Annotated in this window: 14 protein-coding genes and 4 pseudogenes; 8 read left to right on the plus strand and 10 right to left on the minus strand. The window is 60.3% G+C overall.

Annotated features, from left to right (window positions below; translation table 11 throughout):
- Window positions 1–1,959, plus strand: a 1,959-nt coding sequence (locus tag EN939_RS03835; protein ID WP_164750877.1) for a xanthine dehydrogenase family protein molybdopterin-binding subunit, incomplete at its 5' end; no start/stop codon positions are given.
- Window positions 1,947–2,192, plus strand: coding sequence for a MoaD/ThiS family protein (locus EN939_RS03840; protein WP_027035223.1), 246 nt, complete (start codon window positions 1,947–1,949; stop codon window positions 2,190–2,192). The genes EN939_RS03835 and EN939_RS03840, both read left to right, overlap by 13 nt.
- 144 nt (window positions 2,193–2,336) lie before the next feature.
- Here the strand turns inward: EN939_RS03840 and EN939_RS03845 are convergent, their stop codons facing one another.
- A complete protein-coding gene (locus EN939_RS03845) occupies window positions 2,337–3,659 on the minus strand; it encodes a hypothetical protein (protein ID WP_127266994.1) in 1,323 nt (440 codons plus the stop codon).
- Between the two features lie 167 nt (window positions 3,660–3,826).
- Here EN939_RS03845 and EN939_RS03850 point away from each other — a divergent pair.
- Window positions 3,827–4,071: pseudogene (locus EN939_RS03850) on the plus strand (MoaD/ThiS family protein).
- Window positions 4,072–4,151: 80 nt separating this feature from the next.
- On the opposite strand, the gene EN939_RS03855 reads toward EN939_RS03850, so the two are convergent.
- The 6 genes and pseudogenes from EN939_RS03855 to EN939_RS38885 all read right to left on the minus strand — a co-directional run bounded on the left by EN939_RS03855 (window position 4,152) and on the right by EN939_RS38885 (window position 8,799).
- Window positions 4,152–6,098, minus strand: coding sequence for a DUF3732 domain-containing protein (locus EN939_RS03855; RefSeq protein WP_127266995.1), 1,947 nt, complete (start codon window positions 6,096–6,098; stop codon window positions 4,152–4,154).
- Window positions 6,095–6,583 carry a three component ABC system middle component gene (locus EN939_RS03860; protein ID WP_127266996.1) on the minus strand — a complete coding sequence of 163 codons (489 nt, stop codon included), beginning with the start codon at window positions 6,581–6,583 and terminating at the stop codon, window positions 6,095–6,097. Before EN939_RS03860 ends, EN939_RS03855 begins: the two co-directional genes overlap by 4 nt.
- Window positions 6,580–7,776, minus strand: coding sequence for an ABC-three component system protein (locus tag EN939_RS03865; RefSeq protein WP_127266997.1), 1,197 nt, complete (start codon window positions 7,774–7,776; stop codon window positions 6,580–6,582). The genes EN939_RS03860 and EN939_RS03865 overlap by 4 nt, the downstream gene beginning before the upstream one ends.
- A gap of 188 nt (window positions 7,777–7,964) precedes the next feature.
- Window positions 7,965–8,066, minus strand: a pseudogene (locus EN939_RS38880) (ABC transporter permease); the annotation flags it as partial.
- A 35-nt stretch (window positions 8,067–8,101) separates the two neighbouring features.
- Window positions 8,102–8,518: a hypothetical protein gene (locus EN939_RS03875; protein ID WP_127272796.1), complete on the minus strand. Its 417-nt coding sequence runs from the start codon at window positions 8,516–8,518 to the stop codon at window positions 8,102–8,104.
- A complete protein-coding gene (locus tag EN939_RS38885) occupies window positions 8,443–8,799 on the minus strand; it encodes a hypothetical protein (RefSeq protein ID WP_127266999.1) in 357 nt (118 codons plus the stop codon). The genes EN939_RS03875 and EN939_RS38885 overlap by 76 nt, the downstream gene beginning before the upstream one ends.
- Before the next feature lie 249 nt (window positions 8,800–9,048).
- Between EN939_RS38885 and EN939_RS03885 the strand changes: the two genes are divergently transcribed.
- Complete coding sequence (locus EN939_RS03885; protein ID WP_127267000.1) at window positions 9,049–9,489, plus strand: hypothetical protein; 441 nt, start codon at window positions 9,049–9,051, stop codon at window positions 9,487–9,489.
- Between the two features lie 72 nt (window positions 9,490–9,561).
- Here the strand turns inward: EN939_RS03885 and EN939_RS03890 are convergent, their stop codons facing one another.
- Window positions 9,562–11,184, minus strand: coding sequence for an ABC-F family ATP-binding cassette domain-containing protein (locus EN939_RS03890; protein WP_127267001.1), 1,623 nt, complete (start codon window positions 11,182–11,184; stop codon window positions 9,562–9,564).
- 412 nt (window positions 11,185–11,596) lie between these two features.
- Here EN939_RS03890 and EN939_RS03895 point away from each other — a divergent pair, with 412 nt between their 5' ends.
- Window positions 11,597–11,884, plus strand: coding sequence for a hypothetical protein (locus EN939_RS03895; RefSeq protein WP_127267002.1), 288 nt, complete (start codon window positions 11,597–11,599; stop codon window positions 11,882–11,884).
- Between the two features lie 306 nt (window positions 11,885–12,190).
- Here the strand turns inward: EN939_RS03895 and EN939_RS03900 are convergent, their stop codons facing one another.
- A complete protein-coding gene (locus EN939_RS03900; RefSeq protein ID WP_127267003.1) occupies window positions 12,191–12,790 on the minus strand; it encodes a YdeI/OmpD-associated family protein in 600 nt (199 codons plus the stop codon).
- A gap of 250 nt (window positions 12,791–13,040) precedes the next feature.
- Between EN939_RS03900 and EN939_RS03905 the strand changes: the two genes are divergently transcribed.
- Both EN939_RS03905 and EN939_RS03910 read left to right on the plus strand, forming a co-directional pair.
- Window positions 13,041–13,655, plus strand: coding sequence for a hypothetical protein (locus tag EN939_RS03905; RefSeq protein ID WP_127267004.1), 615 nt, complete (start codon window positions 13,041–13,043; stop codon window positions 13,653–13,655).
- Window positions 13,656–13,766: 111 nt separating this feature from the next.
- A pseudogene (locus EN939_RS03910) lies at window positions 13,767–13,919 on the plus strand (SDR family NAD(P)-dependent oxidoreductase); the annotation flags it as partial.
- An 87-nt stretch (window positions 13,920–14,006) separates the two neighbouring features.
- Here the strand turns inward: EN939_RS03910 and EN939_RS03915 are convergent.
- Complete coding sequence (locus tag EN939_RS03915) at window positions 14,007–14,912, minus strand: S1C family serine protease (RefSeq protein ID WP_013530631.1); 906 nt, start codon at window positions 14,910–14,912, stop codon at window positions 14,007–14,009.
- 195 nt (window positions 14,913–15,107) lie between these two features.
- Between EN939_RS03915 and EN939_RS03920 the strand changes: the two are divergent.
- Window positions 15,108–15,355 (plus strand): annotated as a pseudogene (locus EN939_RS03920) (glutathione-dependent disulfide-bond oxidoreductase); the annotation flags it as partial.

Genomic DNA, 15,355 nt, shown 5'->3' on the forward strand with positions numbered 1-15,355 from the left:
CTCTATGACGGCCACGCGGTGGCCGCGGTCGCCGCGATCGATGCCCGCACCGCCAGGCAGGCGCTGAAGCTCATCGAGATTGAATACGAGCTTTTGCCGCATGTCACCGATGTCGACGAGGCGGCGAAGCACACGGCGCCCTTGATCAATGATGCCATCTTCACCGAGGGCCTCGAGGAAAAACCGGTAAAACCCTCCAACGTCACCAAGCGCAGCCAGTTTGGCCATGGCGATGTCCATCAGGGTTTCGGGCAGGCCGACTTTATCGTCGAGCGTTCCTTCAAGACCGAGCAGACGCACCAGGGCTATATCGAGCCGCATGCCTGCGTGGCGAATTTCAGCTCCGACGGCACCGCTGATCTCTGGGTGTGCACGCAGGGCCATTTCGTCTACCGCCAGCACTGCGCCCAGTTGCTTGGCATGGAAGCCTCGAAACTGCGCGTCACCTCCTCGGAGATCGGCGGCGGTTTCGGCGGCAAGACCCATGTCTGGGCCGAGCCGGTGGCGCTGGCGCTGTCGCGCAAGGCCGGACGGCCGGTGAAGCTCGTGATGACCCGCGACGAGGTGTTCCGCGCCTCGGGCCCGACCAGCGCCACCTCGATCGACGTCAAGATCGGCGCCCGCAAGGACGGCACGATCACCGCCGCCGAAGCGACGCTTCGCTACAGCTGCGGCCCGTATGCCGGCTCCTGGGCCGAGATCGGCGCCATGACGGCATTCGCCTGCTACAAGCTCGATAACGTCAAGACGGTCGGCTACGAAGTGCTGGTCAACCGGCCGAAGACCGCAGCCTATCGCGCGCCCTCAGCGCCGATGGCGGCCTTCGCGGTGGAAAGTGCTGTCGACGAGCTGGCCAAGAAGATCGGCATGGATCCGGTCGACTTCCGCATCAGGAACGCCGCGCAGGAAGGCACACGGTCCTCCTACGGCCCGGTCTACGGACCGATCGGCATCGGCCCGACGCTGGAGGCGGTGAAGAGCCATCCGCACATGAAGGCGCCGCTGGGCAAGAACCAGGGCCGTGGCATGGCTTGCGGCTTCTGGTTCAATTTCGGCGGCCAGACCTGCACCGACCTCAACATCGGCATGGACGGCTCGGTCTCGCTTGCCGTCGGCACGGTCGATGTCGGTGGTTCGCGCGCGTCGCTGTCGCTGGTGGCGGCGGAGGAGCTCGGCATCGACTATAGCCAGGTCAAGGCGATCGTCGCCGACACGTCCAGCCTCGGCTACAACGACATGACGGACGGCAGCCGCGGCACCTTCTCGTCCTCCATGGCGACGATCTCGGCCGCCCGCAATGCGATCAAAATCCTGCGCGAGCGCGCTGCGCAGATGTGGGACATTGCCGTCGACGACGTGGTCTGGGAAAAGGGCCACGCGGTCGCCAAGGGCGAGAAGCACGGCAATCTCGGCAAGCTGTCGCTGAAGGAGATCGCGGTCGAGTCGGGCAAGACCGGCGGGCCGATCGCCGGCCACAGCGAACTCGTCGCCGATGGCGCCGGCGTCTCCTTCGCCACCCATATCTGCGATATCGAGGTCGATCCCGAGACCGGCGCCACCAGGGTCATCCGCTACACGGTCGTGCAGGATGCGGGCAAGGCGGTGCACCCGACCTATGTCGAGGGACAGTACCAGGGCGGTGCGGCGCAAGGCATCGGCTGGGCGCTCAACGAGGAGTATATATACGGCAAGGACGGGCGGCTGCAGAACGCCGGCTTCCTCGACTACCGCATCCCGGTCTGCTCGGACCTGCCGATGATCGACACGCAGATCCTCGAAATCCCCAACCCCAACCACCCTTACGGGGTGCGCGGTGTCGGCGAGACGTCGATCGTGCCGCCGCTGGCGGCGATTGCCAATGCGGTGTCGAACGCCGCGGGCGTGCGCATGACGCACATCCCGATGTCGCCGCCGCGCATCCTGGCGGCGATCGAGGCGGAACGGGAATGGTCGAAGTAACGCTCTGGGGCTCGCTCGCCGCGACCGCCGGAGGCAACAGCAAGGTCGAGATCGAGGCCAAGGACATAAGGGAGCTGTTCAGGAAGCTGGCTGAACAGTATCCCGGCCTAGAGCCCTGGATCGACAAAGGCATCGCGGTTGCGATCGACGGGACGATCTATCGGGATACGTGGTCGAAGAAGCTGCCAGAGGGGGCGGAGATTTTTCTGTTGCCGCGACTGGCGGGGGGATGAGGGGGAGAGCCGGGCCTCGGCACCATCGCTTAACATCATGTCGTGGTGGGGCCGCAAGCGGACTGTCTGGTTTCGGGTGCCGATGGGTCGATACTAGGCATAGAACCTGCTGCTTGGCTGTTGTAGAGCTCGAACCGTCGGCGCCTATTCTGGAAATTGCTGGTTCCGCAGTCCATCCTGCGCTGCCTTCGCCGCGTTGCTACCCGCTGCCCAGATCCGATAGATCAGGTTGTCGTCTGCGAGGAAAAACTCGCCACCAAGCACCTCTGCGCCATCTTCCACGAGGCGCTTCTTCATGGCGTCCTCGCCGGCGATCGCAATTTCTGCACTCGCATATGGTGCGGTGTCGGGCTGAGGGCTTGGCTTGAAGACCTCCCAATGGAAGGCTCCTCTGGGATAGGCGCTCTGGATCTGATCGCGGCGCGCCTGCGGGCTCTTTGAGAAGCCTACTTTGATGATGTGTTTGTCTTCGACTTCATCATCCCGACGTCCCAGATAGGCTCCGATGTTACCCACGAGGCGGAGTATGTAGAGATGCTTCGGCCCGTTCGTCTCCCCGACCCAGTAAGGCCGTGAGGCCGGTCTCACGGCGCGGCTCGGGCTAAGCGCGGATTCGAGGGTCTGAATTGTCGGGTCCACGGGCTCCGTCTGCCCATAGACCGGCACTTCGTAGACGTCCAACTCATAGAGCTCTGCCGCCTCGTCGGCTGAGACGGGGACACCGTTTGCTCCTATGAGTTCTGCATTCGAGCCACGATAAGCCTGAGGAAACAACTCCTCCACTCGACGCCAATCCTCTGGAACGATGCGCCATGCCCTCGTCGCCTTTACCGCATAAAGCCACTTCCCACGGGAGTCCTGATCGCGCTCCTTTTCGGCCCAGCGATCCCCCGAGATGAACTCCTGCGCGTGACCGATCTCGTGGGAGATCTCAAGCACCCCGACAACCTTGCCGCGCATGTTTTCCGGGCCCTTTCCCTTGGTCACGTAGATCGCGACCAGTGTCCCCGGCTTGGAGTTGCTAAGGTAACGGGCCCGCCGAGCTTCGTCGGCAAATCCGATGCATCCCCAGCTGGCTGGATCGAAGCCCCAGAACGATGTCAGCCAGACCTGCCGGCCATCGGGTAGGGTATCGGTGGCCGGGGCGAGTTCTGGAACCGACGTCCAGTCAAACGCAAACACCTCTTGCTGGGCAGCCTCGATGTCTATAGCTCCGAGTGCGCTGCGGATGTATGCCATCGCATCTTCAGCTGGATGCCGCTCCCCCTTCTTCACCAGGATCGTCGTGAGAGGCGGCAGCCCACGATCCGCCAAATAGTGCAGAATGACCTCGAGATTTCGCCCAAGCCCGCGGCCCGTTGGATGGTTCCAGCCTACTGCCTCACCAACCTGCTGGTATGTCGTCCGCCTCTTATGCAAAGCCTTTGCAGCCAGGAAGCGGGCGATTTCGAATTGAAGCGTATCCATTCGTTACCCATCATTTCAAGTGAATGCTTAAAGGACCGATTTTTCATTACTTCCAGTGCACGCTGATGTGACGATCGACGTCTTCGTTCTTCAACTGTTTGTCACATTGCTAGTCGGCCTGGCGGCGATCGAGGCGGAACGGGAAGGCTAGGGCGAGGGGTGCGCTGATGGTCGAAGTCACCCCTTGGGGCGCCGTCGGCCAGCTTGCCGACGGCAAGAGCAAGGTCGAGGTCGAAGCCAAGGACATCAGGGAGCTGTTCAGGAAGCTGGCTGAACAGTATCCCGGCCTCGAGCCCTGGATCGACAAAGGCATCGCGGTGGCGATCGATGGGACGATCTATCGCGAGACGTGGTCGAAGGAATTGCCGCAGGGGGCGGAGATTTTCTGCTGCCGAGGCTGGCGGGTGGGTAGGCGGACAGCCGTATCCCCGCCGTCGACGACGCAGATCTGGCCAAGTGAATTGAAATAGCGAACACAACGCAAAGATTTCATTATGTGAGAGGAATATCAGGCCAGTCGTCGGGAACAAGAGCTGGCGGCTTAGTCCATGGCCCTTCAACCAACGCGGCTTGAAACCAATCGTCACGTAGGTTCGCGTGCTCAGTAACAATCAATTGGAAGCCGGGCGCATCTTGAATCGTGAACCGAGACAGGACCTCGAACAGCCGCCTAACGGCCTCCAGATCGGCATCCTTTTCAGTCTGTTCGATTGACCCTCCAGCTTCCGCGTAAGCCTTCTCCGAAGGAAAATATACCTGTGTCGGTTGGTCGATTAGCATGAATCTCGGTATGGGCTGACCGTAAGTCGAAGCGAACCGATGAAGGGCCAGTAGTGCGGCCAGATGATACGCCAAGTGATTTTCGCCGCCACCTGTCCTGTTCATATAGATCGGCCGACCAGGCCGATCTATAACGACAGTGAGATTGTGCAGGTCAAGGCGAGCCGGGTACTGGCCAAACTCACCACCGAGAGCGGCGATGTATCCAGACATATGCATAGAGATATTGCTGAGTGTCGATACCAAACGAGATTCTGTATCATCGGCGCCAAGCTTTCGTTCGAGACCTTCTACCTTGGCCTTGAGTCGGCGCTCCTCATTCTTAAGCTTCGTCATCTCGGTATCGGGTACAAGGTTCTCCAGAAACAAACTAATGCGACCGACCACACGTGAAGCGGCGTTGTTCCTGCTGCCCGTCTGGGCGATTACTTCGCTGGCCGCAATGGCGGAAGCTAGTTCCAACTCCCTGCTTCGGAGGTCGTCTCCTATCGAGACCACTTCCTTCTGCCGCTCGACCAAATAGGCTTCTAAGGCGGGCCGTTCGCCAGTCACAGCTATCAGTTCGCGATCCAAAGAGGCGAGTTCCGATAAAAGTGCCTCGGCAATAGGGGTTGTCATGCCGAGGTTGGCTTCTACAAATGGCCACTGCCATTCCCCTGTGGCCTTGTTGGAGGGGAGTGCCTTGATAGAACTCAAGCGATCCCGTTGCTCCGTAACTTCGCTCTGGAAACCTTCCGCTCGGCGGGCGAACTGCTGCGCGCTTTCTATCCGGCGCTGTGTCTCTCGACGTCGTTCCCTGAGATCGACCAAGTCGTTCTCGATGGTTGACACCCTTTGACCGTCGTCTTCGGGTGTAGGCGTTGGTTGCCAGTCAAGAGCCTGTCGGAGAAGATCGACGACCGCCACCTCGTCGCCGCCAATGGATCGTAGAATGCCAACGGCCCGAGCTTCCGACAGGAGGCCGATCGCGCGCTCCTCGGAACTGTCGATTGCTTCGTTGGCTTGCTGGACGAGCTTTGCATTTAAGCGAAGCTCGCGTTGCGCAATGCGCAGTTGGGATTCCAGTGTAAACTTGTCTCTACCAGACACCCCCAGCAGGATGGGTAGCGTGTCCTTGATCGCTTGCGGCTGGTGCGGCTCGTTCTGGCGATAGAACAACTGATCCTTGTTGGTTACAATCGCCTGTTTCTGGAACAGGTAGTAGAAGGTATGTTTTACGTTTGCATCGTAGCTGTCCCGACTGTTTTCAAGCGGAACATCGGTGGTATTCTCAGGAATGCCGAGCAACCCCGTTAGCAGAGCGACGACGCCGTCATCAGTGTCGTTGACTACGAGTTCGTTGAACGCTGGTGCATTTAGCACGGCTCCGCGGCGAACCATGACGGTACTTCCGCTTTGCGCACCAAGTACAGGAGCTGGTTTCGCCACGAGCACCTGTTCGCCCTCGAAACGATAAATAACCGCGTACCAAGTTACGTGATCCCGGATCACGCCTTCGGGCACGTTGAAGGTCGATCGTCCCATGCAATATTCGATGATATCCGAAAGGGCGGATTTGCCGGTGGAGGACCTGCCAGTAATTACGTTGAGGCCATCATGAAAGATCACATCCCGACGGCGGCCATCATTACTATATATATGGATTGACTTGATCTTCATGGTCTAATGCCCAGTGTGGTATAGATAGTTCCTCTATCACCAATGCGCGCGAACTCTTTTCCCAAGAACGCCGCAACGCGTTGACAAGCTATGGACTCAGGAGTGCCGTTAATAGTCTTTCGCACACCTTTTGGCTTGGAAAGCAACCGGCCGTCCGGCTGAACAGCCAGTGCATCGACATGCATGAGCAACCCGAGTGCTTCGAAAGTGAACGGAAGGATATCGGTGCAACGACGGTCGAATCCAACTTGGAGTTCCGGATGCTCCGCAACCACCTTCAAGAAATAACCGCGGTTTCCGCGCTGCAAAGTTTCACGAGACTGGCGCTGCAAACACAATGGCAAAATCAGCAGGGACAACGAGAATGGCATGCCTTCTTTGGCTTCCTCCTCGAACCCAGATAAAGCGCGAAAGAGCACAAGGCCACAAAATGCAGGGTTGAAGAGGTTGCGAATCTCAATTGGCCGCTCGCTCCAGCTTTTCATGCGGCAATGCCCAACAATTGAGCCAAGCGCTGCATGAATCGCGGATGCCAATAAACTCGGGGAGATGGAGTCGAATTGGCGAGAATATGGAAAGCACCGCGAACCACATATGGCTCCATGACGCGCTCCCGTATTCTTAGCCTTTCCGTTTCCATCTCTGCCCAAAGATAAAGCTCTTTGCCGGCTGCAATGCATGCATCAGGTTGGCTATCATCGGTAATGGTCTCGAATGCGATCTCCCGATAATGTGCCCATTCCTCGACGAGACGGTCTTCGTATTCCTCGATCTCACCCGAGACCAGCAGGTTTTCGCGAGCCCAACTCGAGCGCTGTTCGAACGCCCGGTAGTAGTCGAGGATCGCGTTTTGGATTCGACCTGCCGGCAGATCGAGCACACGCAGTTGCTCAACGAATATTCGTGGGTCGTTTAAGGCATCGATCTTGCCGTCTGGATGGCGATTTCGGAACGTTATGGGCAGGTTATCCGCTCGATACTCGTCGGCGAGCGCCGCAAGCTTGTCGGAAACCTCCTGGACCTTGATCGGTTTCTTCCGTTCGCCAGACAGAAGCTTAATAACGGTGTCGGTCCACCAACCCTCAAGTCTCTCGAACAAAGCGACGCGGAATTCTCGGCGGACGGTGCGAAGCCGTTGATCCACCAACATCGGAATTTCATTAATTCGTGGTGCCGCTGGGAAGATCGTTATGCGTCCGTAGAAATCTCGGGTCTCTTCGGCGGTCAAACCATCGAGTTCGGATTTGACTTTTGCGATTTCACGGGACTGGCTTTGAGCCAGAATATTCGCGGCCACTTCAGCTCTAGTGCCGTCATCTGCTTGCACACCGGTAAACAGGGTAAGGAATGAGTTGGGAGAAATACTCGCAGTGCTGAACAAAAGGAAGCGGGCGTCAGACGCCTCCATACCGCTCGCCTTGTAGTATTTGATCCATATGCGCACCGACTTCCAGAAGTCGACCGATAAGTCCGAGAGCCTGTCTCCTGGGGCTTTGTGCTTAAGCGAAGCCAGCGAGACACCTGCATTGGTGGCTACAAATTCTACGTCATCATTTCTTTCGATGTATACAGCACCATCCTCCGGAAGATCGAGCACCTTCAGGAGTGCAAATCTGGCCTGATATATATAACCTAGCCCCTGCTCCGCTGCCGAAAACGCCGAACTAGAGTCGGTCATTCACCGGAAACTCAATAACAGGATATTTGAGACACGTTCCAACTCATCCCCCATCTATGTTTGCGATTTAAATATCTGGGTTATTTTAAATAAACAACCACTCGATTTGATGGGCGAGTGCGAAAATTGCTGCGCAGTTGTGATTTCTGCGGCCTTGGACACTGGCGCGAATTGTGACGAGTGAATGGCTACTTTTCTTCCACGATCCGCAAATACGCCGCCGTCACGAACAGCACGAACAAGATCCGCCTTGCCTCCTCGGGCATTAGCAGGGTCGTCAGCACCGGGAGATTTCATGCCGAGGTGACGGGTGCCGCGAGGCGACTCAGCCCGCGAATGCTTCGAATGTATCCCTGGAGGTCAGCATCGCCTGGCCCTTGAACGAGATCGAGAAATCACCGAGCTGGTACTGGCCCTGGTCATTCTTGACCAGAATGTCGCCATCAACCGTGTTGAAGCCACTCTCGATGCTTTTGAGGATCCTGTCGACGTAGCGCAGGTTGCTCTTGGCGGAGAGACTGTCTTTCTTGGCCAGCTGCGCGAGACCTTGGAGCTTCGGATCGTCGCCGATGCTTTGCAGCCGTGCTTCAACGGCCTCGGGGCCGGTGCGCGCCAACGCCGCATTCAGGGCCGGCAGTGCCTTCTGCAGGCTGAACAATGCAGAGGCTATGGATACTTCGTCGGCCGCACCCCCGGGTTCAAATTGCCCTGCAGTTCCTTCGGCAGCGGCAGGCTTGAGCATTGCAGGTGCACCTCGCGGGCGAACAGCTTTCGTTGCTTCTGCTCATGCTCCTTGATGGCTGCGACGAGCCCCATCGAGTATGGACCAAGCAAGACGCCGAAACCCCACCCCGGATGCTCCTTCTCGCGAGCTTGGTAATCCGAAGCCGCCCTGCGGGCCTGTTGGCATGCCGGCGAAGCCCATTTCTGGTCCTGCTGCGAAAGCGACGCCTCATAGTCGACCGGGGAGGTCGCGCACCCGGCCACTGCCGCAGTCAATGCGAGGCAGATTGCGTTTCTCATCCGAAGCCTCTCCTAAGCCTTGTGAAGGGCCTGCATAGACCTCTTCATCCCACAAGGCGATAGCTGCGGCCATGCGCCTTCCCACCCTCCGCAACCCCTCGCCCCTCCCCGGGCCTTCCCGCAGCCGGATTCGAACATGCCTGGAACCAAGTCACGGGGCCTGGAACCAAATCGCGGGCGAGATTGTTCAGTTGTAACTTTGATCCCACGCCGCGGCCGGCAAAGCGGCGACATTGAGGAGTTCTCACCATGAAGATTTCATCCGGATTTCGTTCCATCGCGGTTGCCGCCATCGCCACCGCGAGCATCGGCTTTGCCAGCGCCGCGCATGCCGACAGCGGCACGATCCGCTTCGCCGTCTACAAGGCGGCCTTCTTCGTCGGTGGCTCCGGCGGCAAGGGCACCTTCACCTTCCATGGCAAGAGCTACCCGATCTCGATCGGCGCCGTGTCCGGAGGCCTGGCTTTCGGCGTGTCCAAGACATATTTCCGCGGCACGGTTCGCCATATCCGCCGCGCCCGCGACGTGACCGGGGTCTACGGAGCAGCCGGCGGCGGCGGCACGATCGGCAAGGGAGCCCAGGTGATCATCATGACCAATGACAAGGGCGCCCAACTCGAACTCACGGGCAAGCAAGTCGGCCTGCAGGTCAACGCCGACCTCAGCGGCATGGCCATCTCGTTCGAGTAAGGCCGTCATTCCAGCCGGACCATATTCAAAGGGCGGTGCCGGCTTCGAGCCGACGCCGCCCTTATCATTTACCTAGCTCCTGAGCCCCGGCGCTTCCTGGCCGGTGCGCTCGACATATTCAGTATAGCCGCCGCCATAGGTGTGGATGCCTTCGGGCGTCAGTTCCAGCACGCGATTGGAAAGCGCTGCCAGAAAATGCCGGTCGTGCGAGACGAACAGCATGGTGCCCTCGTACTGCGACAGTGCGGTGATCAGCATCTCCTTGGTGGCGATGTCGAGATGGTTGGTCGGCTCGTCCAGCACCAAAAGGTTGGGCGGGTCGAACAGCATCAGCGCCATCACCAGCCGCGCCTTCTCGCCGCCTGACAGCACGCGGCATTTCTTCTCGATCTCGTCGCCGGAAAAACCGAAGCAGCCGGCAAGTGCCCTGAGCGGCGCCTGGCCGGCCTGCGGAAACGCGTCCTCCAGTGTCTGAAACACCGTGCGCTCGCCTTCCAGCACCTCCATGGCGTGCTGGGCGAAATAACCCATCTTGACACTTGGGCCGCGCGCGACCGTGCCGGTGTCGGGCTCGGAAGCGCCGGCGACCAGCTTCAGAAGCGTCGATTTGCCGGCGCCGTTGACGCCCATGATGCACCAGCGCTCGCGGCGGCGCACCTGGAAGTCGAGCCCCTCATAGATGGAGCGGCTGCCATAGCCCTTGTGGACGTTCTTCAGCGTCACGACATCTTCGCCGCAGCGCGGCGCCGGCAGGAAATCGAAGGAAACCGTCTGGCGGCGCTTCGGCGGCTCGACGCGGTCGATCTTGTCCAGCTTCTTCACCCGGCTCTGCACCTGCGCGGCATGCGAGGCGCGCGCCTTGAAGCGCTCGATGAAGGCGATCTCCTTGGCCAGCATTGCCTGCTGGCGCTCGAACTGTGCCTGCTGCTGCTTGTCGGCGATCGCCCGCTGCTGCTGGTAGAATTCGTAGTTTCCGGAATAGGCGGTCAGCGAACCGGCGTCGATCTCGACCACCTTGTTGACGATGCGGTTCATGAACTCGCGATCGTGCGAGGTCATCAGCAGCGCGCCGTCATAGTTTTTCAGGAAGGATTCCAGCCAGATCAGGCTCTCCAGGTCGAGATGGTTCGATGGCTCATCGAGCAGCATGGCGTCGGGCCGCATCAGCAGGATGCGGGCCAGCGCCACGCGCATCTTCCAGCCGCCGGACAGCTTTCCGACATCGCCGTCCATCATCTCCTGCGAAAAGCCGAGACCGTCCAGCACTTCCCGCGCACGGCCATCCAGCGCATAACCGTCGAGTTCCTCGAAGCGGTGCTGCGCCTCGCCATATTTTTCGATGATTTCGTCCATCTGGTCGGCCTGGTCGGGATCGGCCATGGCCGCCTCGAGGGCTGCCATTTCGGCCGCGACTTCGGACACCGGCCCGGCGCCGTTCATCACTTCGGCGACAGCGCTGTGGCCTTCCATGTCGCCGACATCCTGGCTGAAATAGCCGATGGTGACGCCGCGATCGACCTGCACCTGGCCTTCGTCGGGCTGCTCCTGCCCGGTGATCATGCGAAACAGCGTCGTCTTGCCGGCGCCGTTCGGCCCGACGAGGCCGACCTTCTCGCCCTTCTGCAGGGAGGCCGACGCTTCGATGAAGACAAGCTGACGGCCGTTCTGCTTGCTGATGCTTTCAAGTCTGATCATGCGGTGTCCGGGCTATATGCTTGCGTGAAAGGATTTGCCCGGCGCCTTACGCGAAGGATGGCCGCAAAGGAAGAGGCGCAAGCGCCGCATACAGCGGAACGCCCTTGCCTTCCCCCCTTGTGGGGGAAGGTGGATCGGCGCGTCAGCGCCTAGACGGATGAGGGGTGTTCCAGCGAATGAGACGTTGGTGTTCCCTGGAACACCCCTCATCCGACTCGCTTCGCGAGGCCACCTTCTCCCACAGGGGGAGAAGGGACAACCCCACCCAGACACACTCCAGAAACAAGATTCAACATCCGGGAAAAACTCGCGAAAACATCGCCTGTCATAACCACCCTCGCGGCGGTCAAGCAGGCTGCTGCACAACGCGAAGAAATGGTCCCGAAACATGCAACGACGCTCGACCGGATGGATGGGTGCCCTGACAGGCATTTCGCTCGCCATGCTGGCGGTCGCAGAGTCGGGGGCGGAAGCAGCGGTCACCCGGAGCGAATATTGCAGCCAGCTCGGCCTTCAACTCGACGGAGCCATCCAGACGAAAGCCGTCCCAGGCACGAGCGCAAGCCAGATCGCCGAGGCAACGGCACTCCAGGACAAGGCGAACCGGTTTTGTGCCGAGCGAAAGCAGGCCCAAGGCATCAGGACCTACGCCAACGCCTTGAAACTCCTTGGCGTGACACCGGTCGACCTGAACCAATAGTATCTGCCTTTGAACCATCAAGCACGCCAAGGCTGCTTGATCGCCCCTCCTTCCTGACTTCCTCCCGGGAAAAGGCCGCCGCTCGCAAAAGCGAGGGCGGCTTTTTTCTTGGCTACGCAATGCCGGAGGAAATGCGCGACAGACACCTGTCAAATCCGCATAAAAACAGATGCTTATAACAATTCGGCGATTCAGATACTGAAGCACTTCATGCGACGCTGAGTGCCGATCACAATCTGCCCAGGGATCGGGTGGCGGGCCGCATGCGCAACGCATGCCCCTCGCCGCAGAAAGAGCCTGAGCGGCTTACTTCCTGCCTTGCGGATGGATCGTCTCGCCGCGCTTCAGCATTGCTACAAACGTCTCGATCTTCTTCTTGCGCCCGGCCTCGGTCTTCATGTTGTGGGTGCGGAAGGCGAGTGCGAAGCGGTTTTGCGCACTGAGTTTTTCAAGCATCGCCTTCGCGGCGGGTTCGGCGTCTATGGCTGCTTGCAAATCATCGGGGATCTTCATCTGCTTGCCGCTGCCATAGGCGCGCGCCCAGCGCCCGTCCGCCTTGGCCGCCTCGACCTGTTTGAGCCCATGCTCGGTCATGCGGCCCTCCTCGACCAGCCGCGCGACATTGTCGATGTTGATCAGGCTCCAGATGCTCTTCCGGCTGCGCGGCGTGTAGCGCTGCAGGAAACTCTTGTCGTCCAGCCCCTTGCGCACCGCGTCGATCCAGCCGAAGCACAGCACCACGTCGATGGCTTCCTTCGGCGTGATCGACTTCAGTCCCGACCCCACCTTGTGAACCTTGATCCACACTTCGGTTTCCGTGGCGTGGTGCTTGCCGAGCCAGGCGTAGAAGCTGCCCGCATCCGGAAACTCGTGCACCTTGTCGGGATCGACCTTGACCGGCGCCATTAGCCGGCCTGTTTGTTCAGTGCCGCTCGCGCCACCATAGTTCCTGCTCCCACTGTCGTATTGCCTCCCGCGTTGTGCCCATCGTCATCGCCCGGCATGTGGCACAGATCGCTGTCAGTTTTCGTCAGTTGCGTCACCACAAGCTAAGGAAAGCATCCCGCGCGACTTCGTCGGGGAGAAGAGAGGGCGCGCGATATTCCACCGCCATGCTATAGAACCGCAAGGTGTCAGTCTGGGGGAATATGCCACCATGAAATCTCTGCTGCTCGCTTTTCTATCTTTGCTGTTGCCGAGCCTCGCCCTTGCGGAGCCGATCGAAACCCGGAAAATCGTCACGGCTGTGACTGGCGACTTCGACGGCGATGGCGCCGTCGATCTTGCCATGGTGGTCGAGACCGAGCCCGGCCAGCCGATGGACGTCCACTTCTTCCTCAGGGACAAGGAGCACAATTACCTCAAGCCTGTCGAGATCGTGCACGAGCAGGTCCACGGGGAATGGAACGGCTACGACCGGCCGGGCTACGAGAACTCCGACACCGAGCCGGAACTGACGATGCTGCCCAACGGTTCGATCAAATTCTACCTGCCAGCGATGCCGGTCGGCAGCGAACGGACCGACATGACGCTGACCATCGCCTGGCGCAACGGTGCCTTCATCGTCGCCGGCTTCGCCTATAACCATGATGACTATTTGAAGGAGAATGCCGAAAGCGCCTGCGAGTACAATGTGCTGACCGGCAAAGGCACCAGCAGCGAAAAGCAGCCGGACGGCAGCACCAAGCACAAGACCGTCTCGGTCGAAGGCCAGGCCATCGCTTTCAAGGACTGGAACCCGGGCGCTGCCTTCGCCGCTTGCGGCAACTGATCGCCCTGCATCATCGGCGTTTCCGATAGCGCTATCGGTTTCTTCCGTTTTCACTTGCCGTACCGAACTGCCAATTCCCTGCCCTTCTCCATCCAAGCAAAGGCAGTGCGAATGAGCATTTCAAATCAGAAAATCCTGATCGTCGGTGGCGGCTCCGGCATGGGTCTGGCGCTGGCCCGGCGCTGCGTTGAGGCTGGGGCCAGTGTGATCATCGCGGGGCGCGGCGAGAACCGGCTGCGACAGGCGCGTGAGGCGCTGGGCAATCCCGACGAGGCCCTGGCCGCGATGGCCGAGCGGCTGCCCGTCGGGCGAATTGGCAACCCGATGACATCGCCGACGCCATCGACGCGTCTACTGCAGTTGCGGCTTTTTCAGAAAACTGCCGCGGTCGGCCGATTTGACGCGCAGCCAGGTTTCGCGGCCGTCGCGCAACACTCGCATCGGAATCTCGGCCCCCGCCGAGCCGCTTTCCCACAGTTTGCGATAGAAATCGGCCAGCCCGTCGACCGCGCCGTCCCGGATGTCGGAGATGATGTCGCCCTGGCGCAGGCCGGCCTTGGCCGCCGGGCCGCCCTCGGTCACGCTCATCACCACCACCCTGCCGTCGCTTTCGGCCGACAGGGCGCCGAGCCACGGGCGCGGCGGCTTGGCCACCTGGCCGCGTGTCAGGAGGTCGTCGAGAATGGGCGGCAAAAGATCGATCGGCACCACCATGTTGATATCGGCGACCTCGCCGTTGCGGCTCATCTGCAGGCGCAGCGAACCGATGCCGAGCAGCGAGCCGTCAGCGCCGAACAGCCCGGCACCGCCCCAGGAGGGGTGCGCCGGTGCAATGAAGATCGCCTCGTCGAGCAGATATTCCCAATAGCCGGCGAATTCCTGCTTGGTGACGATCCTGGCCTGCACCGACTGGCCGATGCCGTCGGCCAGCACGACGGCGTCGCCGATCCTGGCCTTGCCGGCATCGCCCAGCGCCACGGCCGGCAGGCCGAGCGGCGCCAGCGCCTGCACCAGGCCAAAGCCCGATTCCTGGTCATAGGCGAGCGCGTGCGCGGGGATGACGCGGCCGTCATGGCTGGTCAGCCAGACCTCTTCCGCTTCGGTGATGAGATAGCCGATGGTCAACACCAGCCCGTCATTGCGAATGACGACGCCGCTGCCTTCCCTGAGCGTGCCGAGCGCCCCGGCTGTAAAGGCATCTTCGGGGACAGTGGCCCGCACGGCAACGACCGAGCGCGGATTGGGATTGATGGTCATGCTTTTGTCCTGGGTGGGCTTTGGCGACATCTTCTATAGGTATGCCACGCCGGAGAAGGCGCAAGGGTAAGGAAGTGCCCAATTGCCGATGTTGGCCCTGCGGGCATCGATAATAGTTCAACGCAAGTTGAACTTACACATCCGCAGCCCTAGTTTATGGCGACCTGCCATCCTTCCCCGACACGAGGCCACGAAATGACCGACTACACCCCGCCGAAAGTATGGACCTGGAACAAGCCGAGCGGCGGAGCCTTTGCCAGCATCAACCGGCCGATCGCCGGACCGACGCATGACAAGGAACTGCCCGTCGGCAAGCATCCGTTGCAGCTCTATTCGCTGGCGACGCCGAACGGCGTCAAGGTCACCGTCATGCTGGAAGAGCTTCTGGCGCGCGGCCACAAGGGCGCCGAATACGATGCCTGGCTGATCCGGATCAACGATGG

The organism is Mesorhizobium sp. M7A.F.Ca.CA.002.05.1.1, from assembly GCF_003998335.1.
Taxonomy (GTDB): Bacteria; Pseudomonadota; Alphaproteobacteria; order Rhizobiales; family Rhizobiaceae; genus Mesorhizobium.

What these genes read in the sequence shown, in the direction of transcription:
- EN939_RS03840 (WP_027035223.1), top strand. Translation starts at nt 1,947, where the DNA reads ATGGTCGAAGTAACGCTCTGGGGCTCGCTCGCCGCGACCGCCGGAGGC.
- EN939_RS03845 (WP_127266994.1), bottom strand. Translation starts at nt 3,659, where the DNA reads ATGGATACGCTTCAATTCGAAATCGCCCGCTTCCTGGCTGCAAAGGCT.
- EN939_RS03855 (WP_127266995.1), bottom strand. Translation starts at nt 6,098, where the DNA reads ATGAAGATCAAGTCAATCCATATATATAGTAATGATGGCCGCCGTCGG.
- EN939_RS03860 (WP_127266996.1), bottom strand. Translation starts at nt 6,583, where the DNA reads ATGAAAAGCTGGAGCGAGCGGCCAATTGAGATTCGCAACCTCTTCAAC.
- EN939_RS03865 (WP_127266997.1), bottom strand. Translation starts at nt 7,776, where the DNA reads ATGACCGACTCTAGTTCGGCGTTTTCGGCAGCGGAGCAGGGGCTAGGT.
- EN939_RS03875 (WP_127272796.1), bottom strand. Translation starts at nt 8,518, where the DNA reads ATGCTCAAGCCTGCCGCTGCCGAAGGAACTGCAGGGCAATTTGAACCC.
- EN939_RS38885 (WP_127266999.1), bottom strand. Translation starts at nt 8,799, where the DNA reads ATGAGAAACGCAATCTGCCTCGCATTGACTGCGGCAGTGGCCGGGTGC.
- EN939_RS03885 (WP_127267000.1), top strand. Translation starts at nt 9,049, where the DNA reads ATGAAGATTTCATCCGGATTTCGTTCCATCGCGGTTGCCGCCATCGCC.
- EN939_RS03890 (WP_127267001.1), bottom strand. Translation starts at nt 11,184, where the DNA reads ATGATCAGACTTGAAAGCATCAGCAAGCAGAACGGCCGTCAGCTTGTC.
- EN939_RS03895 (WP_127267002.1), top strand. Translation starts at nt 11,597, where the DNA reads ATGGGTGCCCTGACAGGCATTTCGCTCGCCATGCTGGCGGTCGCAGAG.
- EN939_RS03900 (WP_127267003.1), bottom strand. Translation starts at nt 12,790, where the DNA reads ATGGCGCCGGTCAAGGTCGATCCCGACAAGGTGCACGAGTTTCCGGAT.
- EN939_RS03905 (WP_127267004.1), top strand. Translation starts at nt 13,041, where the DNA reads ATGAAATCTCTGCTGCTCGCTTTTCTATCTTTGCTGTTGCCGAGCCTC.
- EN939_RS03915 (WP_013530631.1), bottom strand. Translation starts at nt 14,912, where the DNA reads ATGACCATCAATCCCAATCCGCGCTCGGTCGTTGCCGTGCGGGCCACT.